The organism is Streptomyces coeruleofuscus, from assembly GCF_039532725.1.
GTDB classification, from domain to species: domain Bacteria; phylum Actinomycetota; class Actinomycetes; order Streptomycetales; family Streptomycetaceae; genus Streptomyces; species Streptomyces coeruleofuscus.
In genome coordinates this window covers 1-19,499 of record NZ_BAAASE010000014.1, presented here as the reverse complement: position 1 = coordinate 19,499, position 19,499 = coordinate 1, and the positions used below count along the sequence as shown (strand labels likewise).

At 70.2% G+C, this 19,499-nt stretch carries 20 protein-coding genes and 2 pseudogenes; 15 read left to right on the top strand and 7 right to left on the bottom strand.

The window, feature by feature from the left end:
- Positions 1–114 precede the first annotated feature (114 nt).
- The gene (locus ABFX81_RS37145) at positions 115–885 is read left to right on the top strand and encodes an ABC transporter ATP-binding protein (protein ID WP_086604528.1); all 771 of its coding nucleotides are present in this window, start codon (positions 115–117) and stop codon (positions 883–885) included.
- 67 nt (positions 886–952) lie between these two features.
- Positions 953–3,477 (top strand): annotated as a pseudogene (locus ABFX81_RS37140) (ABC transporter permease).
- Between the two features lie 35 nt (positions 3,478–3,512).
- Here ABFX81_RS37140 and ABFX81_RS37135 read toward each other — a convergent pair.
- Positions 3,513–4,214 carry a helix-turn-helix transcriptional regulator gene (locus ABFX81_RS37135; RefSeq protein WP_346139365.1) on the bottom strand — a complete coding sequence of 234 codons (702 nt, stop codon included), beginning with the start codon at positions 4,212–4,214 and terminating at the stop codon, positions 3,513–3,515.
- Between the two features lie 86 nt (positions 4,215–4,300).
- Here ABFX81_RS37135 and ABFX81_RS37130 point away from each other — a divergent pair, with 86 nt between their 5' ends.
- Positions 4,301–4,738, top strand: coding sequence for a DoxX family membrane protein (locus ABFX81_RS37130; RefSeq protein ID WP_086850343.1), 438 nt, complete (start codon positions 4,301–4,303; stop codon positions 4,736–4,738).
- A 77-nt stretch (positions 4,739–4,815) separates the two neighbouring features.
- Here ABFX81_RS37130 and secD read toward each other — a convergent pair whose 3' ends face one another.
- The 4 genes from secD to ABFX81_RS37110 form a co-directional block, all read right to left on the bottom strand.
- The gene (gene secD, locus ABFX81_RS37125; protein ID WP_086850344.1) at positions 4,816–7,068 is read right to left on the bottom strand and encodes a protein translocase subunit SecD; all 2,253 of its coding nucleotides are present in this window, start codon (positions 7,066–7,068) and stop codon (positions 4,816–4,818) included.
- Positions 7,069–7,142: 74 nt separating this feature from the next.
- A complete protein-coding gene (locus ABFX81_RS37120; RefSeq protein ID WP_086850345.1) occupies positions 7,143–7,661 on the bottom strand; it encodes a hypothetical protein in 519 nt (172 codons plus the stop codon).
- Positions 7,662–7,749: 88 nt separating this feature from the next.
- Positions 7,750–8,433 carry a response regulator gene (locus tag ABFX81_RS37115; RefSeq protein WP_086850346.1) on the bottom strand — a complete coding sequence of 228 codons (684 nt, stop codon included), beginning with the start codon at positions 8,431–8,433 and terminating at the stop codon, positions 7,750–7,752.
- 2 nt (positions 8,434–8,435) lie between these two features.
- The gene (locus ABFX81_RS37110; protein ID WP_346139295.1) at positions 8,436–9,389 is read right to left on the bottom strand and encodes a HAMP domain-containing sensor histidine kinase; all 954 of its coding nucleotides are present in this window, start codon (positions 9,387–9,389) and stop codon (positions 8,436–8,438) included.
- Between the two features lie 293 nt (positions 9,390–9,682).
- Between ABFX81_RS37110 and ABFX81_RS37105 the strand changes: the two genes are divergently transcribed.
- The 4 genes from ABFX81_RS37105 to ABFX81_RS37090 all read left to right on the top strand — a co-directional run bounded on the left by ABFX81_RS37105 (position 9,683) and on the right by ABFX81_RS37090 (position 11,595).
- Positions 9,683–10,039 (top strand): TraR/DksA C4-type zinc finger protein, encoded by a 357-nt coding sequence (locus ABFX81_RS37105; protein ID WP_086845757.1) that lies wholly within the window; start codon positions 9,683–9,685, stop codon positions 10,037–10,039.
- 48 nt (positions 10,040–10,087) lie between these two features.
- Positions 10,088–10,462, top strand: coding sequence for a TraR/DksA C4-type zinc finger protein (locus tag ABFX81_RS37100; RefSeq protein ID WP_086845755.1), 375 nt, complete (start codon positions 10,088–10,090; stop codon positions 10,460–10,462).
- 232 nt (positions 10,463–10,694) lie between these two features.
- Positions 10,695–11,006, top strand: a complete 312-nt coding sequence (locus tag ABFX81_RS37095; protein ID WP_086845753.1) for a helix-turn-helix transcriptional regulator — start codon at positions 10,695–10,697, stop codon at positions 11,004–11,006.
- A gap of 73 nt (positions 11,007–11,079) precedes the next feature.
- Positions 11,080–11,595 (top strand): mycothiol transferase, encoded by a 516-nt coding sequence (locus ABFX81_RS37090; RefSeq protein WP_086845752.1) that lies wholly within the window; start codon positions 11,080–11,082, stop codon positions 11,593–11,595.
- A gap of 90 nt (positions 11,596–11,685) precedes the next feature.
- On the opposite strand, the gene ABFX81_RS37085 is transcribed toward ABFX81_RS37090, so the two are convergent.
- Positions 11,686–12,066 carry a VOC family protein gene (locus tag ABFX81_RS37085; RefSeq protein WP_086845750.1) on the bottom strand — a complete coding sequence of 127 codons (381 nt, stop codon included), beginning with the start codon at positions 12,064–12,066 and terminating at the stop codon, positions 11,686–11,688.
- 257 nt (positions 12,067–12,323) lie between these two features.
- Between ABFX81_RS37085 and ABFX81_RS37080 the strand changes: the two are divergent.
- The 5 genes and pseudogenes from ABFX81_RS37080 to ABFX81_RS37060 all read left to right on the top strand — a co-directional run.
- Positions 12,324–12,487 (top strand): annotated as a pseudogene (locus tag ABFX81_RS37080) (TerD family protein); the annotation flags it as partial.
- 408 nt (positions 12,488–12,895) lie between these two features.
- Entirely contained in the window at positions 12,896–13,711 is an 816-nt protein-coding gene (locus ABFX81_RS37075; protein ID WP_346139364.1) for an oxidoreductase, read from the top strand.
- Positions 13,712–13,803: 92 nt separating this feature from the next.
- Positions 13,804–14,508 (top strand): VanZ family protein, encoded by a 705-nt coding sequence (locus ABFX81_RS37070; protein ID WP_086845743.1) that lies wholly within the window; start codon positions 13,804–13,806, stop codon positions 14,506–14,508.
- A gap of 62 nt (positions 14,509–14,570) precedes the next feature.
- On the top strand, positions 14,571–15,266 hold the full coding sequence (locus tag ABFX81_RS37065) for a response regulator transcription factor (RefSeq protein WP_346139294.1): 696 nt from the start codon (positions 14,571–14,573) through the stop codon (positions 15,264–15,266).
- On the top strand, positions 15,259–16,374 hold the full coding sequence (locus ABFX81_RS37060) for a sensor histidine kinase (protein ID WP_346139293.1): 1,116 nt from the start codon (positions 15,259–15,261) through the stop codon (positions 16,372–16,374). The genes ABFX81_RS37065 and ABFX81_RS37060 overlap by 8 nt, the downstream gene beginning before the upstream one ends.
- Here ABFX81_RS37060 and ABFX81_RS37055 read toward each other — a convergent pair.
- Positions 16,353–16,511: a BBE domain-containing protein gene (locus tag ABFX81_RS37055; RefSeq protein WP_086853219.1), complete on the bottom strand. Its 159-nt coding sequence runs from the start codon at positions 16,509–16,511 to the stop codon at positions 16,353–16,355. The genes ABFX81_RS37060 and ABFX81_RS37055 overlap by 22 nt on opposite strands.
- Positions 16,512–16,672: 161 nt before the next feature.
- Between ABFX81_RS37055 and purU the strand changes: the two genes are divergently transcribed.
- The 3 genes from purU to ABFX81_RS37040 form a co-directional block, all read left to right on the top strand.
- Positions 16,673–17,545 (top strand): formyltetrahydrofolate deformylase, encoded by an 873-nt coding sequence (gene purU, locus ABFX81_RS37050; RefSeq protein WP_086853216.1) that lies wholly within the window; start codon positions 16,673–16,675, stop codon positions 17,543–17,545.
- 96 nt (positions 17,546–17,641) lie between these two features.
- Entirely contained in the window at positions 17,642–18,910 is a 1,269-nt protein-coding gene (gene glyA / locus ABFX81_RS37045) for a serine hydroxymethyltransferase (protein ID WP_086853214.1), read from the top strand.
- A 26-nt stretch (positions 18,911–18,936) separates the two neighbouring features.
- Positions 18,937–19,499 (top strand): serine dehydratase beta chain (locus tag ABFX81_RS37040; protein ID WP_346139292.1); only part of this gene is annotated, 563 nt, incomplete at its 3' end.

The following is a 19,499-nucleotide window of genomic DNA, read 5'->3' as shown; positions in this document are numbered from 1 at the left end:
CGGCTCGCACTTTCGGCCGTCCCCGGAAACGGGCATGTGGACGGACGCCCGGCGGATCACGGGCGCGGACGATGGACGGGTCCCCGAAGCACAGTTCCCGTCAGGAGCCCCCTCGTGATCACCACACCCACCGCTCACCGTGCCACCGCGGTGGCCGCACGCGCCGAGGATCTCTCCAAGGTGTACGGACAGGGCGAGACCCGGGTGATCGCCCTGGACCACGTCACCGTGAACTTCCACCAGGGCGAGTACACCGCGATCATGGGGCCGTCGGGCTCGGGCAAGTCGACGCTGATGCACTGTGTGGCCGGGCTCGACACCTTCAGCGGCGGCTCGGTCCGCATCGGTGACACCGAGTTGGGCCCCCTCAAGGACAAGCAGCTCACGCGGCTGCGGCGGGACAAGATCGGCTTCATCTTCCAGGCGTTCAACCTGCTGCCGACCCTGACGGCCCTGGAGAACATCACCCTCCCGATGGACATCGCGGGCCGCAGGCCCGACAAGGAGTGGCTGGGCAAGGTCATCGACATGGTGGGCCTGTCCGATCGGCTGGGTCACCGGCCCGCACAGCTCTCCGGCGGCCAGCAGCAGCGCGTCGCCGTGGCCCGCGCGCTGGCCTCCCGCCCCGAGATCATCTTCGGTGACGAACCGACCGGAAACCTCGACTCGCGCTCCGGCGCCCAGGTGCTGGGCTTCCTTCGCAACTCGGTACGCGAGTTGGGGCAGACCGTGGTGATGGTGACCCACGACCCGGTGGCCGCCTCCTACGCGGACCGGGTGATCTTCCTGGCGGACGGCCGGATCGTCGACGAGATGCTGCGTCCCACGGCGGACGGCGTGCTCGACCGCATGAAGGAGTTCGACGGCAGGGGCCGCACCAGCTGAGCCTCCCCGGGGCGCAGCGCCCCGCTCCCCGCCCATCACCGGACACCCACCCCAGGACCCGCATCCCATGTTCCGTACCGCCCTGCGCAATGTGCTCGCGCACAAGGCCAGACTGCTGATGACCGTGCTCGCCGTGATGCTCGGCGTGGCCTTCGTCTCCGGCACCCTGATCTTCACCGACACCCTCTCCCACGCCTTCCGTAAGCAGTCGGCCAAGAGCTACGAGGGCGTCGCCGTCGGCATCACCTCCTACGTCGACATCGACGACGGAGAGGAGACGGGCCTGTCCCAGCGGACGCTCGACAGGATCGGCGAGCTGGACGGGGTCGCCTCCGTCACCGGACGGGTGAACGGCTTCGCCGGGGTCGGCGACCCCGACGGCAAGCTCATCGGCGCCGAGTGGTCCAACACGGGCTCCAACTTCGCCCCCGGCAAGGACGGCGAGGACCCCGCCTACGACTTCACCGACGGCTCCGGCCCGGTGCGGGACGGCCAGATCGCGCTCGACGAGGACACCGCCGCCAAGGGCGAGTTCGAGGTCGGCGACAAGGTACGCGTCGCCACGAACGGCCCGGTCAGGGAGTTCACGCTCACCGGTGTCTTCACCACCGACGACGGCGCCGTCGGTGCCGGCGGAAGCCTGGTCCTCTTCGACACCTCCCTCGCCCAGCGCCTCTACCTGAAACCGGGCCACTTCCACGACGCGACCGTCACGTCCGCGCCCGGCGCCGACGACGAGAGGATCCTCGACGCGGTCAAGCCGCTGATCCCCGAGAACTCCGAGGCGAAGACGGGCGCCGCGCTCGCCGAGGACCAGGCCTGGACGATCGAGCAGGACATGAGCAGCCTCAACCAGATGCTGCTGAGCTTCGCCGGCATCGCCCTCTTCGTGGGCGTGTTCCTGATCGCCAACACCTTCACCATGCTGGTCGCCCAGCGCACGAGGGATCTCGCCCTGATGCGCGCGGTCGGTGCCTCCCGCAAGCAGATCACCCGTTCGGTGCTGGCCGAGGCCGGTCTGGTCGGTCTGGTCGCTTCCGTGGTCGGTTTCGGACTCGGTGTGGCCCTGGCCGCCGGGCTGCGCTCGGGGATGGCCGCGTTCGACATGAAGGTGCCGGGCGGCCCCCTCGTCATCGGTACGACACCTCTGATGACCGCGCTCGCCGTCGGCATCCTCGTCACCATGTTCGCGGCCTGGCTGCCCGGTCGCCGCGCCGGGAGGATCCCGCCGGTGGCGGCGATGAACAGCGTCCACGCGGTGCCGACCACCAAGTCGCTGGTGTGCGCAACTCCATCGGGGCCGCTGTCACCGCGCTCGGCGTCGCGCTGATCACGGCGGGTGCCGCGATCGGCGAGAACGGGCGGGAGATCATCGGCGGCGGTGCGTTCTTCGCGCTGGTCGGCGTGATCATCCTGATCCCGCTGCTGTCCCGCCCGGTCATCGCGCTCGTACGGCCGCTCCTGGTCCGCGCCTTCGGGGTGGCCGGCAAGCTGGCCGGGCAGAACGCGGTCCGCAACCCGCGCCGTACCGGTGCCACCGCCTCCGCGCTGGCCATCGGCCTGACGCTGGTCACCGGCCTGTCGGTACTGGGCGTCTCGATGGGCGCGGCGCTGGACAAGGCGACCACCGACCAGATCAAGGCCGACTACATGATCGAGACGGCCGCCGGCGGCGGCGTGGACCGGTCCGCGCTGGCGGCGCTGGACAGGGCCCCGGGTGTCTCGGCCCTCTCGCCGGACCAGTCCGCGTACTTCCGCGTCAAGGACGACTATGTCGCGGCGACAGGCGTCACTCCGGGCGATGTCGAGCGGGTCCTCGACATCGATGTGGTGAACGGTTCGCTGAGCTCGCTCGGCAAGGGGCAGATGGTGGTCGACGAGAAGACGGCCGCCGAGCAGGGCTGGAAGGTCGGTGCCACCGTGCCCGTCACGTTCGACGACGGCAAGAAGGGCTCACTGAAGGTCGGCGCCGTCTACGAGGAGGGGGCGGTCCTCTCCTCGGTGCTGGTGGACACGAAGGTCATCACCCCGCACGAGGCGAGGCCGTACATCTCCCGGATCTACGTGAAGACGGACGGCGGCCCGAGCGACGCGAACGAGACGGCACTGGTCAACGCCCTCGGCAAGAACCCGGCGATCAGTGTCATGGACCAGAAGGACATCCGCGACGAGTTCGGCGGCCAGATCAACATGATGCTGAACATCATGTACGGCCTGCTGGCGATGGCGCTGCTGATCGCGGTGCTCGGGGTGGTCAACACCCTGGCCATGTCCGTCTTCGAGCGGCAGCAGGAGATCGGCATGCTGCGCGCGATCGGCCTGGACCGCCCCAGGGTCAAGCGGATGGTCCGCCTGGAGGCCGTGGTCATCTCCGTCTTCGGAGCGGTCGTCGGCGTCGCCCTCGGCTCGTTCCTGGGCTGGGCGATCGGCCAGACCATCAAGGACGAGCTGCCGCTGTACGCGCTGGTCGTTCCGTGGGACCGGATCGGGGTCTTCCTGGTTCTGGCGGCGCTGGTGGGCGTCCTGGCCGCGATGTGGCCGGCGCGCAGTGCCGCGAAGCTCAACATGCTGAACGCCATCAAGGCCGAGTAGGCGGAAGAGGGGCCGGCGGGCGGGCGAGTGGTGCGTCAGGAACTCGCGGTCGCCGGCGGGGCTGAAGCCGGCTCCAGACGGACACAGCAGTGGCCGGGGCTGGGCGCCAGGCAGGCGTGACGACTGCTGTCCTCCAGCCCTTCGAGGACCCCCCTGAGCAGGTGGAGATTCATACCGCACACCGTCTGGGTGTGTTCGCGGGCGAGAGCGTGGAAGGGGCAGTTGCCCAGCACGATCGCGTCACCGTCATGGCGAGGCTCGAACCCGTACCGCTCCAGAAGACCGAACACGCCTGTGCCGCCCTGGCCGGCGAGCTGGGCGCCGAGTTCGTGGGCCTTCCGGTGCAGGACGGCGCGGACGGGTTCGCCCGTGGCCTCGGATTCCTCCATGGCCTGGGCGAGGAGCCGTCCGGCCAGCTCGTAGTGCCGCTCGGGCAGGCTGACGGTGACCTCCCTGGCGGAGCGTTTGTAGAGCTTGGCCGGCCTGCCCGCTCCCGGGCCGGTGCGGCCGCTGCGCCGTTCGTAGACGACGTCGAGGAGTGATTCGCCGGCCAGCCGGTCCAGGTGGAAGGCCGCGGTCTGGCGCGCAAGACCGAGAGCCGCGGCGGCTTCGTCCCGGCTGACCGGTCCTGGCTGGCGCACGACGTGCTCGTACAGCCGCCTGCGGGTCGGCTCGTCCAGGGCGGCGACCGCGGAGACATCGGGGCGGGGTGCTTCTTTCGGGTGGTCCACGAACACCAGTGTAAAACCCACAGCCATTGACTTAAGAACCCTTCCGCGCTTCTATCGATAGTGAGAGTTGTCGATAGAAGGAACGGTGCGTCATGACGTCCGCAACCAAAACCACCCCGTCCGTCGCGCCCCGGCGGGCCGTGCTCAGCGACCCCGGCTACCAGGCGTTCGTCATCCTGCGTGTCGGGTTCACCGTGGCGCCGATCCTGTTCGGGCTGGACAAGTTCGCCAACCTGCTCGTGGACTGGCCCACCTACCTCGCGCCGTGGATCGACGACGTGGTGCCCGGCAGCGCCCAGGCGGCCATGTACGCCGTGGGTGTCGTCGAGATCGTCGCCGGCCTCGCCGTCGCTCTCGCCCCGCGCTTCGGGGGCTGGCTGGTGGCCGGATGGCTGGCCGGCATCATCGTCAACCTGCTGACCATCCCGGGGTACTACGACATCGCGCTGCGCGACTTCGGCCTCCTGCTCGGCGCGGTCGCCCTCGCCCGGCTCGCCCAGCGCTACCACGGCGAACGCCGGCCGCACTGACACGGCCGCGCGCGGGGGAAGGCGGGTGAGCCGGACGAGGGCTCACCCGCCTCACCCGCGCCCGATCCCCGGCCGGGTCAGGTACGCCGGGACGGCTCCCGGCGTGCGCGGTGGTGGAGCCGGATCGCCACGGGGGCGGCGGTGAGGACGGAGGAGTACGTACCGACCACGAGGCCGATGAGCAGGGCCAGGGCGAAGTCGGTGAGCGAGGACCCACCGAGCACGGCGAGGGCGGTGAGGATGAACGCGGCACCGATGCCCGTGTTCACGGTCCGGGGCAGGGTCTGAACGATGGCCTGGTCGGTGATGTCGGGCAGCGGCGCCCCGGGCGACTTGCGGGCGAGTTCCCTGACACGGTCGAAGAGGACCACGGAGTCGTTGACCGAGTAGCCGATCACGGTGAGCAGGGCCGCCAGGAACACTCCGTCGACGGGCCTGCCGAGCCAGGCGAAGACGCCGACCAGGATCACCACGTCGTGGGCGAGGGCGACGACCGCCGCCGTGCCGAACACCCACCGGAAGCGTGCCGCGAGGTAGACGAACTGGGCGCCGAGCGCCACGGCCAGCGCGACCAGGGCGCCGCGGCGCAGTTCCTCCCCCAGGCTGGGTCCGATCAGTTCGTCGCGTACCTTGTCCGCCCGCCCCGCGAGTTCGCTCACGGTACCGGTGACCTCGGTCTCCTCGGCGTTGGTCAGCGGATCGGTACGCACCGTCAGGCCGGCTTCGCCGGAGGACTGCACGACGGCCCGGGGGAATCCGGCGTCGGCGAGGGCGGTGCGGACCCGGTCGGGATCGACGGGGCTGGTGGTGGCGTACTCGATCAGCCGGCCACCGGTGAACTCCACACCGAGGTCGATGCCGCGCACCGCGATGCCCGAACCGGCCAGGACCAGCGCGGCGGCCGACACGCCCAGCCACCGGCGTGACCTGCCCATCAGCCGGGGGTTGCGGCGGGTGAGACGGTCGCGGACCGCGCCGGTGGTGGCGATGCCGGTGAGGCGGGGGCGGCGGCGTATCCGGGGACGGCTCACGGCGACCTCGGCGAGCACACGGGTGATCACCAGGGCGCTGAACATGGAGGCGAGCACACCGATGCCCAGCGTGACGCCGAAGCCGCGCACCGGCCCGGAGGCGAGGAAGAACAGCAGGGCGGCAGCGATCAGCGTGGTGATGTTGGAGTCGGCGATCGCGCTGAAGGCGTTGCGGAACCCGGCCGTCAGCGCCGAGCGGGCGCTGGGCCGGCGGCGGGCCGTGTACTCCTCGCGGGCCCTTTCGAAGACCAGCACGTTGGCGTCCACGGCCATGCCGATCGCCAGGACGAAACCGGCCAGGCCCGGCAGGGTCAGGGTGGCGCCGAGCGCGGCCAGCGCGGCATAGGAGACGAGGCCGTAGCAGACCAGGCCGACGGCGGCCAGTACACCCGTCAGCCGGTAGACGCCGATGATGAACAGCGAGGTCAGCGCGGTGCCGATGGCCGCCGCCCAGGCGCTCGCGGTGATGGCCTGCGCTCCGAGGGTCGGGCCGACGGTGCGCTGCTCCACGGTCTCGACGGGCACGGGCAGGGCCCCGCCGTTGACGAGCAGGGAGAGCTCGCGGGCCTCATCCGGGCCGAAGGAGCCCGTGATCTGTGTGGCGCCGTCGCGGATGCCGGTACGGCAGGCGACGGACGGGTCGACCTGCGGTGAGGAGATGACCTTGTCGTCCAGGACGATGGCCACCCGCCGCGCCGGGTCGCCCGCCGGGTGACAGGCGGCCTCGCCGGTGAGCCGGGCCCAGCCGGTCCGGCCGTCACCCTCGAAGCCGACGGTGACGTGCCATCCGGCGCCGCCCTGCTGGTCGAACCGGGCGCCGGCCTCCTTGACGTCCTCGCCGGTCAGAGCCGCGGCCCCGAGGCGCAGCGGCGTGCCGGACTCGTCGGGCAGGACGCGTTCCCGGGGGCGCTTCGGCAGTGGCCGGGAGGCATCGCCGGAGCTGTCGGCGGTGCCGAGCACCGGGTGGAAGGTGAGCTGCGCGGTACGGCCCAGGACGTCGGCCGCCCGCTTCGGGTCCTGCACGCCGGGCAGTTCGACGATGATCCGGTTCTCGCCGGAGCGGACGAGGGTGGGTTCGGCGACACCGAGGCCGTCGATACGGCCGCGCAGCACCTCCAGGGTGCGGTCGGTGGCCTCACTGTCGGCGTCGGTGGTCGGGGTGGAGCGGGTCTGCAGCACGAGGTGCGTACCGCCGCGCAGGTCGAGTCCGAAGCGGACCGGCACGGTGACGGCGATGTACAGGGACAGAGCGATCACGGCGAGGGCGAGCAGCGCCCTCACGCGCACGGAACGGTTCAACGGGGGCCTCCGGCAGGCGCACGCCGACCACCGCGGGTGCGGCCGGGGTGCTGTCGAGGAGAGGAAAGGGGATGTCAGATGCCGGAGGTCGCCGGGGGCGCTCGCCCACGGTCATGGGGTGCGTGAGGACACGAGGAGGGGGTGTGCGCGGCCGGCGCCGGGAGCAGCCGCGCGGCGCCGGGCGGGGTGACGTCCGTGCCAGGGGCGCAGGTGGTGGCGAGGTGGCCGCGTGGGGCAGGGTGCTCGCTGTGCGATTCCTGGCTGGTTGCCGCCCGGACGGCGCAGACGGTTTTGCACCGGTCGTCGGCGTGCGGCCTGTTGGCGCAGACGGTTTCGCACCCGTCGTCGGCGTCCGGCCTGTTGGCGCAGACGGTGTCGCACCCGTCGTCGGCGGCGCGTGGCCCGGTGTCCCCGTGCCGGTCGGCCCCTGCCACCACTCCGGCCGCCGGCCGGCCCATCGCACCGCCCGTCGCACCGGGTGGCGGACCGGCGATGCCGAGCGCGGCCAGCAACACCAGCACGACGGCCGCCAGTACGGCGACGCGGGACCGGGCGCTGCCGGTACAGGGGGCGGTGCGCGCAGTGCGGTGCATGCACCGTCCCCCTCTCATCTCATCGTGGTGCGCGATTCATCTCATCGAGGTGCGCGCTGCGGGCCGGCGCCGCGGGCTTCGAGGCGGCTCAGGCTTCGATCAGGCCGGCGCGGATGGCGTACCGGGTCAGTTCCAGGCGGTCCCGCAGGCCGAGTTTCTGCAGCAGGTTGGCGCGGTGCCGCTGGACGGTCTTGACGCTGATGAACAGCAGGTCGGCGATCTCCTTGGACGAGTGCCCCTCGGCCACCAGCTTGAGGACCTCCTCCTCGCGGGGGGTGAGGATCTGGTCGGGCGTCTCCTCGCCGTGGCGGGCCCGGTCCAGGTAGTTGCGGATCAGGGCGGTGACCGCGCCCGGATACAGGAAGGGCTCGTCCCGCATCGCGGCCCGGCAGGCGGCGATCAGGTCCCGGTCGGCGACGGACTTCAGCACGTACCCGTTCGCGCCGGCCTTCAGGGCCTGGAAGAAGTACTGCTCGTTGTCGTGCATCGTGAGCATCATGATCCGCAACCCCGGCTTGAGGGCGGCCAGTTCACGGGCGGCCTGAAGGCCGGTCAGGCGCGGCATGGCGATGTCCAGCACGGCCAGGTCGACTTCGCGGGCGCGGGCCATCTCGATGGCCTCGGCGCCGTCCCCGGCCTCGGCGACCACTTCCAGGTCCGGTTCCCGGTCGAGGATGAGCCGCACCCCGCGGCGCACCAGCGCATGGTCGTCGGCGAGCAGGATGCGGATCGTGCTCGTCCCCGTCGTGGCGGTCGTGGTCCCGTCTGGCATGGTCAGGGCTGCTTCCTGGATACGGGCGCGGTGAGCCGGACCCGGGTGCCGGTGTCGGGTGCCGGGGTGATGTCGAGACTGCCGCCGATGAGCAGGGCCCGCTCGCGCATGCCGCGGATGCCGGCGCCTTCCCTGGGGGCCTCGACACCGCAGCCGTCGTCGGTCACGGCAAGCACCACCCGGTCGTCGGTGTGACGCAGGGCGACGGTGACGTGTGTGGCGTCCGCGTGCCGGGCGACGTTGGTCATCGACTCCTGGGCGACGCGGTAGAGGACCAGTTCCGTCTCCGGCTCCAGGAGTGGCAGATCGGCATCGAAACGGCGGGTGACCTGCAACCCGGTGTGGGTGGCGAAGTCCTCGGTGAGCGAGGTCAGCGCGCTGACCAGACCCAGGTCGTCCAGCACTCCGGGCCGCAGCCTGCGCGCCAGGCGACGCACCTCGTCCAGGCTCTCCCGGGTGATCTCCTGCACCTCGTGCAACTGCTCGCGCAGCGCCGGCGGTGCCTCGTCCGAGGCGCGTTTGAGTTCCAGCAGGATCGCGGTCATGCTCTGGCCGACCTCGTCGTGGAGCTCCTGCGCGATGCGGCGCCGTTCGGCCTCCTGGGCCAGCAGGGCCCGGGCACTGCTGGTGGCCCTCTCGTGTTCCAGCCGCTCCAGCATGGCGTTGAACGTACGGATCACCTCGGTGATCTCGCCGCCGCCGGAAGCGGGCAGGCGCTGGCCGGGACGCAGCAGGTCCACGGTGGTCATCAGCTTCGTGAGCCGGCCCAGCGGGGCCAGGCCGAGCCGTAGCAGCGCGGCGTTGGCGACCAGCATGACGACCAGGCCCCCGACGAGGATGATCGCCTCGGTGAGCAGAACCGGCACGGAGACGGTCACGGGCGCCCACAGCAACAGGGCCGTGGCCGTGCCCAGTACCACGGCGTTGAGGGCGAAGATCCGCCAGAACAGGGACACCGGCCCTCCGCCTCTCTTCCGGGAAACCTCGGTTCACCTCCATCATCGGGCCGCCGCGCAGCCCCACCGCGCTCATCCCGGGCTACCCGACTGAGCCTGCGGTCAGCCTGCCCCGTCCCGAGCGCCCCGTCGATGGGGCCCAGCCCCCATTTCCCCGGTCGGGCACCACCCACGGCACGGCCGCATGGATCCCCCGCCCCGGCGTAAATGGGCCCCGCGCCCGATAGGCATCCGCCACCTGCCCGGCCAGGGTGGAAGACACCTGATCACCCTGACCGAGAAAGGGACCCACCATGTCGCTCGATGTCACCCGGGCCGAGCCCCACCTTCACGAGGCCCACCTTCACGACTCCCGTCTCCACGAGGCCCGTCTCCATGAGGCCAGTCAGCGCCTGGAGCACGCACGGACCTCACGGCTGGCTCAGTTGCAGGCCCTCGACGAGTCCGGGCCCAGCACGGACGACCACCTGTCGGCCGTCCAGAAGGCCGCGATGGAGCGGGTTCTCAAGGAGATCGAGGCAGCTTTCGCCCGCATCGAGGACGGCACCTACGGAACCTGTCTGGGCTGCGCCAAACCCGTCCCCCCTGAACGCCTGGAGATCCTCCCCTACACCCGCTACTGCGTCGCCTGCCAGCGCCGCGCAGCCTGACCGACGCCCGTACGACCTCCTACGCCCTGCCTCACAAGGGGTGAAGCGGTGACCGACCAGACCATCGGCGAGACCACGACCCACCTGTCGGCCGAAGACCTCGCCGCGCTGCGCGAGAACCTGCACGAGCAGCGCTCGTTCCGCCAAGAGCAACTGCGCCAGCTCGCTGGACCCACCACCACCTCCCGGGCCGAGGACCGGCTCCAGCGGCAGACCGCCGCGCAGATGGAGGTCCGCATCAAGCTCGCCGCCTCCGCCCGCATGGTCCTGGCCGACGTCGAAGCGGCCCTGAGCCGTATGAGCGAGGGCTCATACGGCATCTGCCACCTGTGCCGGCGTCCCATCGCCCGGCAACGGCTGATGATCGTGCCGCAGGCCCGCTACTGCGCCCGCTGCCAGCAGGTCAAGGAAGCCGTCCCGTGACGGGCACACACGACCTGCCCGACGTCGCTGTGACCCACTCGGGTCAGAGGGTCATGAAGGGAGAGTGCTCGCTGAGCAGAAGCTTGCGTAGTGCCAAGCGGACGCGCGACAGAACTCGGCGACGTGGCGATGCAGGCGCGGACATGACTCCCCCAACAACGGTAAGGTACGCCCAGTCGCGTACCTCTGGGTAAGGTACGCACCTAGGCGTACCTTGTCGAGAGGTGGAGTGATGACGGCAGGCGAGTTGGCCCACCCTCGTGCCGAGGAGCTGGAGGTGGGACCCATCCTTCTGGCACTGGCTGATGGAAACCGGCGTCGGGTCGTGGCTGAACTCGCCGCACGGCCGGACGAAGAGCGGCTGTGCGCTTCCTTCGACCTGCCGGTGAGCAAGTCCAGCCGCACCCGTCACTGGCGAGTACTGCGCGAAGCAGGTTTGGTGTACCAGCGCGACGCCGGGAATGGGCTGTACATGCGCCTCCGCAAGGAGGATCTGGATCGCAGATTCCCGGGCCTCATCCAGGCGGTCATAGCTGCGGGCTAGGAGGGGTGTCCTGCGGATCCTGCGGCTTCTAATCACGCGACACCGCCGCCGAGTTGTGGGAACCTCATCCGCGATGACACAACGAACCGATACACCCCCCACGTGGGACGAGCGTACGCAGCTGGCCACCTTTCTGGATTACGCCCGGGACACGGCGCGAGCCAAGTGTGAGGGCGTGTCCGAGGAAGACGCCCGCAAGGCACCGCTCCCGAATTCACCGTTGATGACGATCTGCGGGCTGATCAGCCACCTGCGGTGGGTCGAGCATCACTGGGTCCAGGTGATGTTCCTCGGCGAGGAGCCGGAGGGGCCGCTCACCGCGGCGACCGACGACGACCCCGACCCCGAGATGCGGACGGCGGTCGACATCCCGTTGCCCCAACTCCTCGCCGAGTACGAAGAGCAGAGCGCCCGCTATCGCCGCTTGGTGGCCGACCACGACCTGAACTCAACAGCCAAGCGTCCCATCGGCGACGGGCGCCACGTGGACCTGCGCTGGGTGATCCTCCACCTCATCGAAGAGATTTCCCGCCACAACGGCCACCTCGACGTCGTGCGTGAACTCGTCGACGGACAGACCGGCGTCTAGCTCGGAGCCGGCGGGGCGGCAGCCTTTTGCCGCCCCGGCGTCGTGGTCGGCCCGCTGGCCCTTCGGTTCGAGGGACCGCTCCGGGAGCGTCTACGGGGAGACGGCTCGGTCGGACTCGCTGCGAAGGACGCAGAACTCGTTGCCTTCGGGGTCGGCAAGGACGGCCCAGCCAGAGCCATCGGGATTGCGGTGATCCGCGACGAAGGTGGCTCCGAGGGCCAGCAGCCGTTCCACCTCCTGCTCGCGCGAGGTCTCTGGGCGCAAGCAAAGGTGGATCCGGTTCTTGGCCTTCTTGGACTCGGGCACCTGGTTGAAGTACAGCACCGGGCCCTCCGTCAGCAGCACCTGGGTCTCCCGGTCACCCGGCTTGTCCTCCGGATGCTGCGGACGGCCAGTCACCCTGCTCCAGAACCGGGCCAGCTCGTAGGCGTCCGCACAGTCGATCGCAACGTTTTGCAGTACCGAAACCATGTGAGCGAGCCTTCCTCACGTCGCACTACAGGCGCCACCGAGTTCCGCTCACCCGCTTCTCCGCTTTGCCACCAACTCACAGGGTTGGAGCCCGACTTAGGGCGACAGCGCAGAGAACGCGGTCGACCGCCAGACACCCCCACCTCCTCTACAGTGATGTAGATTCTTTACCCGGGGCCTGCCATCGAGCCTCGACGGCATACGCAGAGAAACCTCGCCGCCGTGCCCACCGAGATCGACAAGATCGATTTCCCCGGGACCAGGAGATCGCCCGCTACGACCTGTCCGAGGACGCCTCCACCGAGACCGCGATGGTCTTCGGCGAGCTCTACCGGCACGGCACCGAGTGGAAGTTCCGAGCCGTCGGCCAGGGCTACGCCTCCGGGCTGGCCGGCATCGCACCGACTTCGGCGTCAGCGTCCGACACGCACGACAGCAGGAGCACGGGACCTGGGACACCGACGGGTTCAGAGCCTCTTGATACCCCAGAAGGCGGCGATCAGCACGACGACCACGGCCGCCACCAACCAGACGGCCAGGCCGACACGACGCATCCACGGGCTCACACTCCACTGATGCCCGCCGGTCACGCCGCCACACCCAGCAAGGATGAGCGGCTGCAAGACGGGGAACGCCGGGTGGTCGTGGGTGTCGTGGGCGGCATGACGGTCCGACCGCGTCGGCCAGCCCGCCTGCGCCGACCGCACGGGCGGCGGGCAGCGCCGACACCCCGGCCCCGCAGCGATCGGCGCTTGCCCCTTGCGCATGGAAACCGATCAGTTTACGGTAGGGAAACCGATCAGTTTCTCCACGAGCGCAGGGATCCATGATGACGACAAATCGGCCGGCGGCACTCGTGACGGGTGCGTCATCCGGTATCGGGAAGGAAACCGCGCTCGCGCTGGTCGCAGCGGGTTTCGACGTGGTCGGCACGAGCCGCGACACCTCACGCGTCACCCCGCTGGACGGTGTGTCGTTCCTCGACCTCGACGTAGCCGGTGACGCCTCGGTCAGCACCGCGGTCGAGCAGGTGATCGAGCGGTTCGGGCGGATCGACGTCCTGGTCAACAACGCCGGCGTCGGCTCGATGGGTGCGGCCGAGGAGACCTCCGTCGCCCAGGCCCAGGACATCTTCGACACCAACGTCTTCGGGGTCATGCGCATGGTGAAGGAGGTCCTGCCGCACATGCGCGCCCAGGGACGCGGGCGCATCATCAACATCTCGTCCGTGGTCGGACTCATCCCCTCGCCCTACATGGCCGTCTACGCCGCCTCCAAGCACGCGATCGAGGGCTACACCGAGTCCCTGGACCACGAGGTCCGTGAGCACGGCGTCCGGGCGCTTCTCGTCGAACCCGCCTACACCAAGACCGGATTCGAGGCCAACAGCGCGCGGCCCGACACGCCCCTTCAGGTCTACGCGAAGCAGCGGCTCACCTTCGACCGCCTGATGGCGGAGGCGATCAAGGGAGGCGACTCCCCCGCCGTCGTCGCCAAGGTGATCGTCGCGGCAGCGACCGACGCGAGGCCGAAGCTGCGCTACACCGCCGGCCCCGTGGCCGGACGCGCGAGTACGCTGCGCCGCGTCGTTCCCGCCCGCGCCTTCGACAAGCAGATTCGCAAGCTCAACCGGCTGGCCGGCTGACGCGCGCACCGGGACGGGCCCTTTCCGGGGTATCGCGGGCGTATCGAAAATCGGATACGCCGCCGCAACGGTCCTCCGTCTCCAATGGGGGCATGAACGACAGCGCATCCCTGGCAGCACCGCCCCGCCGCGCGCGGGGGACCGTGCTTCTCGTCCTGGCGATCCTCGGCATGGCGAGCGCCGTGTTCGTCGTGCGGCGGCCGCTCATGATGGCCGCTCCGACGTGCATGGCCGGGCGGTGGCACGGCTGCTTCGACACGTTCAACGGTGTGGTGCTCATGACGTTGGTCGCCCTGCCCTTGGCCGCGCTGGTGGTGTGGGCCCTGGCACGCCGACGGCGGGCCGCCGGCGTCACATCGGCGTGGCGGATGTCGGTGGCCGAGGTGGGCATGGTCCACGGGACGGTGCCGTTCCTGTGGTTGACCATGATGCCGGGCGGCGGGGCCGGCACCGTCCCCGCCCGGGTGAGCCTGGTACCGCTGCGGGACCTGATGACGATGGGGCCGGTCGGGATCGGCGGCAATCTGCTGATCTTCGCGGCGCTCGGGTTCTTCGCGCCGATGCGGTTCGCGGCGCTGGCGTCCGTGCCGCGGATCCTGGCGCTCGGGGCGGGTTGCTCGGTCCTGGTCGAGACCGCGCAGTACGTCCTGCGGCTCGACCGGGTGTCCTCCGTGGACGACGTGCTGGTCAACGCCGCCGGCGCCGTGCTGGCCGCGCTGGCGTCGCGCCGCTGGTGGCGCGCTACGGCCCACGCACCGTCGGACCGGCCTCGCCCCTCGCCGGCACCGGCAGGCTGAGTCACGTGGCCGCCAAGTCTTCGCATACGCCGGCGATATGCCGTGCTCCTTAGGCTTCAGGCATGCGTGTACTGATCGTGGAGGACGAGCCCTACCTGGCCGAAGCCGTCCGTGACGGTCTGCGGCTGGAGGCGATCGCCGCCGACATCGCCGGGGACGGCGACTCCGCCCTGGAACTGCTCAGCGTCCACTCCTACGACCTCGCGGTCCTCGACCGCGACATCCCCGGCCCCTCCGGCGACGAGGTCGCCCGGCGCATCGTCGCCTCCGGCAGCGGCATCCCTATCCTCATGCTCACCGCTGCCGACCGGATCGACGACAAGGCTTCCGGGTTCGGGCTCGGTGCCGACGACTACCTCACCAAACCGTTCGAGCTGCGGGAACTCGTCCTGCGGCTGAGGGCGCTCGACCGCAGGCGCGCCTACGCCCGGCCCCCGGTCAGGGAGGTCGCGGGCCTGCGGCTCGACCCCTTCCGCCGTGAGGTCTTCCGCGACGGACGCTACGTCGCGCTCACCCGCAAACAGTTCGCCGTGCTGGAAGTCCTCGTCGCCGCCGAGGGCGGGGTCGTCAGCGCCGAAGAGCTGCTGGAACGGGCCTGGGACGAGAACGCCGACCCGCTGACCAACGCCGTGCGCATCACCGTCTCCGCACTGCGCAAGCGGCTCGGCGAACCGTCGATCATCGCCACGGTGCCCGGCGTCGGCTACCGGATCGACACCGGCAGGGACACCACCGGCCCCGGCAGTACGCATGCGTAGACGCCCCGGGCTCAGCGCCCGGCTGAAACTCACGCTGAGCTACGCCGGGTTCCTCGCTGTCGCCGGCTCACTCCTGCTGGCCGTGGTGTGGATGTTCATCCTGCGCTACGTACCCGACAACTCCCAGGGCCTGCTCGGGATCTCACCCAACCGCTACCTCCTGGTGCGCACCTTCGCGCCCGCCGCGGCCGTTGCGATGGTGTGCCTGCTCGTGTTCGGCCTCGTCGGGGGGTGGGTCCTCGCCGGCCGGATGCTCGCACCGCTCGACCAGATCACGGCCGCGGCACGGCTGGCCGGGAACGGGTCGCTGTCCCACCGGATCCGCATGAAGGGCCACCAGGACGAATTCCGTGAGCTCTCCGACGCGTTCGACTCGATGCTCGAACAACTCGAGTCCCACGTCGCCGAGCAGCAGAGGTTCGCCGCGAACGCCTCCCACGAACTGCGCACCCCGCTGGCCATTTCGCGGACGCTGCTCGACGTCGCCCGCAAGGACCCCACGCGGGACCGGGGCGAACTCATCGAACGCCTGCACGCTGTCAACACGCGCGCGATCGGCCTCACCGAGGCCCTCCTGCTGCTCAGCCGCAGCGACCGCGGCACCTTCACCCGCGAGAGCGTCGACCTCTCCCTCATCGCCGAAGAGACCGCCGAAACCCTGCTCCCTCTCGCCGAACAGCGCCGGATCACGCTCGACGTCACCGGCGGAGCGGCCCGGACCAGCGGCTCCGCGGAGCTCCTGCTGCGGATGGTGACGAACCTCGTCCAGAACGCCGTCGTCCACAACCTGCCCGCCGACGGCACCGTGACAATCCGCACCGAGGCAGACGGCGACACGAGCGTGCTGCGGGTCGAGAACACGGGCCGTCCGCTCCCACCCGAACTGGTACCGACCCTCACCGAACCCTTCCAGCGCGCAACGGAGCGCGTACGCACCGACGAGCACGTCGGCGTCGGCCTCGGTCTGGCCATCGTGCACAGCGTCGTCCGCGCCCACGACGGGACCCTCGACCTCGTCCCCCGCCCCACCGGCGGTCTCCTCGTCACGGTCCGGCTTCCTGCCGGGAGGTCCCCGCTGTCCGCCTGTCAGCCGACCGCGGCCGGTTGACCGGGGCGGATGTTCTGGTTGAGGCGGAACAGGTTGGCCGGGTCGTAGATGTTCTTGAGCGCCACCAGGCGGGTGTACTTCTCGTCGCCGTAGGCACCGCGGACCCGAAGCCCCCCAGTCCTCAGCTGGGCGGCCATGCGTTGCTTATCGCGCTGCGAATTTCTCCCTGCACAACATGATCCAGGAAGCCCGCCTGTCGGATTTCTGTCATGGCACACCCTTGACCGGACCTCCTCCCCCTTGGACTATGTTGCGTAATGCTCGCCGTGTTGCTCATTACGCACCGCTGGAGGATGCTGTGCCCCCTCGCCCCCGCCCCGGCCGGGAGTTCGTCCTCACCCTCTCCTGTCCCGACCGGGCCGGACTGGTCCATGCCGTCACCGGCTTCCTCGTCGAGCACTCCGGGAACATCCTGGAGAGCCAGCAGTTCGACGACCGTTTGCAGGACCGCTTCTTCATGCGTGTGCACTTCGACGTCTCCGACCCGGAGACGTCACTGGAACGCCTGCGCGCAGGTTTCTCCTCGCTGGCCGAGACCTACCGGATCGACTGGCGGCTGTTCGACGCGGCCGCCCCCACCCGCACGCTGATCATGGTCTCCAAGTACGGCCACTGCCTGAACGACCTGCTGTTCCGCAAGAGCACCGGTGCCCTCAACATCGAGATACCGGCGATCGTCTCCAACCACCGGGACTTCGAGCCGCTCGCACAGAGCCACGGCATCCCGTTCCACCACATCCCCGTGACACCGCAGACCAAGGCGGAGGCGGAGACCCGGCTGCTGGAGCTGGTGGAGCGTTTGGAGATCGACCTCGTGGTCCTCGCCCGCTACATGCAGATCCTGTCGGACGACCTCTGCAAGCAGTTCGAGGGCCGGGCCATCAACATCCACCACTCCTTCCTCCCCAGCTTCAAGGGAGCCCGGCCCTACCTCCAGGCCCACCAGCGAGGGGTGAAGCTGGTCGGGGCCACCGCCCACTACGTCACCCCCGACCTGGACGAGGGGCCCATCATCGAGCAGGACGTCGTCCGCGTGGACCACTCCCACGACCCCGAACAGCTGGTCACCACGGGCCGGGACGTCGAGGCGCGGGTGCTGGCACGGGCCGTGCAATGGCACAGCGAGAGCCGCATCCTGCTCAACGGCCACCACACCGTGGTCTTCCGCTGAGGCCACGCTCCAGTCTCCCCGCTGTCGCAGCCGCCGCCCGACAGCTCCGCCCGAGGCGTACGGCCCACCCTGCGCCCCGACATGAGGAAGCCGCAGATGACCGTCCTTGACACGCCCTTGCACGAGCTCGACCCGGCCGTCGCCGCCGCGCTCGGCGCCGAGCTGGAGCGCCAGCAGTCCACCCTGGAGATGATCGCCTCCGAGAACTTCGCCCCGGTCGCGGTGATGGAGGCGCAGGGCTCGGTCCTGACCAACAAGTACGCCGAGGGCTACCCGGGACGGCGCTACTACGGCGGCTGCGAGCACGTCGACGTGGTCGAGCAGATCGCCGTCGACCGCCTCAAGGAGCTGTTCGGCGCCGAGTACGCCAACGTCCAGCCCCACTCCGGAGCCTCCGCCAACCAGGCCGCGCTGTTCGCCCTGGCCCAGCCCGGCGACACCGTCCTCGGCCTGGACCTGGCCCACGGCGGCCACCTGACCCACGGCATGCGGCTGAACTTCTCCGGCAAGCAGTTCGACGTGGTCGCGTACCACGTCGACACCGAGACTGGCCTGGTCGACATGGCCGAGCTGGAGAAGCTGGCCAGGGAGCACCGCCCGAAGGTGATCATCGCCGGGTGGTCGGCGTACCCGCGGCAGCTGGACTTCGCGGAGTTCCGCCGGATCGCCGACGAGGCCGGGGCGTACCTGTGGGTCGACATGGCGCACTTCGCGGGCCTGGTCGCGGCCGGGCTGCACCCGAATCCGGTGCCGCACGCGGACGTGGTCACCTCCACCACCCACAAGACGCTGGGAGGTCCGCGCGGCGGCATCATCCTCGCCCGGAGCAAGGACTTCGCGAAGAAACTGAACTCCTCCGTCTTCCCCGGCTTCCAGGGCGGCCCGCTGGAGCATGTGATCGCGGCCAAGGCGGTCTCCTTCAAGGTCGCGGCCTCGGAGGAGTTCAGGGAGCGCCAGCGTCGTACGGTCGAGGGTGCGCGCATCCTCGCCGAGCGGCTGACCGCCGCCGATGCCCGCGAGGCCGGCGTGAACGTCCTGTCCGGCGGCACGGACGTGCACCTGATCCTGGTCGACCTGCGCGAGTCGGAGCTGGACGGCCGGCAGGCGGAGGACCGCCTCCACGAGGTCGGCATCACGGTCAACCGCAACGCCGTCCCGAACGACCCGCGTCCGCCGATGGTGACGTCGGGCCTGCGGATCGGCACGCCGGCCCTGGCGACCCGGGGCTTCGAGGCCGAGGACTTCGCCGAGGTCGCGGACATCATCGCCGACACGCTGAAACCGTCGTACGACGCCGAAGGGCTCAAGGCCCGGGTCAAGGCACTGGCCGACAAACACCCGCTCTACGCCGGCCTGACCAAGTAACAGCGCCCCCGCGCGGAGGAGTGACCGTGGCCGTCTCGGTCTTCGACCTGTTCTCGATCGGCATCGGCCCGTCCAGCTCCCACACGGTCGGCCCGATGCGCGCGGCACGCATGTTCGTGGTCCGCCTGAAGGAGGACGGCGTACTCGCCCAGACCGCCACGGTCCGCGCCGAGTTGTACGGCTCGCTCGGCGCGACCGGCCACGGCCACGGCACCCTCAAGGCGGTACTGCTCGGACTGGAGGGCAACGAGCCGCACACCGTCGACGTGGTCCAGGCGGACCAGGACGTCGAGCGGATCAAGTCGGCCGGAAGGCTGCGGCTGCTGGGCGTCGAGATCGGCGATGCCCAGGAGGTCGTCTTCGGCTTCGACGACGTGGTCCTGCACCGCCGCAAGGCCCTGCCGTACCACGCCAACGGCATGACCCTGTGGGCGTACGACGCCTCGGGCGCGGAGCTGCTGTCGAAGACGTACTACTCGGTCGGCGGCGGCTTCGTCGTCGACGAGGAGGCGGTGGGCGCGGACCGCATCAAGCTCGACGACACCGTCCTGAAGTACCCCTTCCGCACGGGCGACGAGCTGCTGCGCAT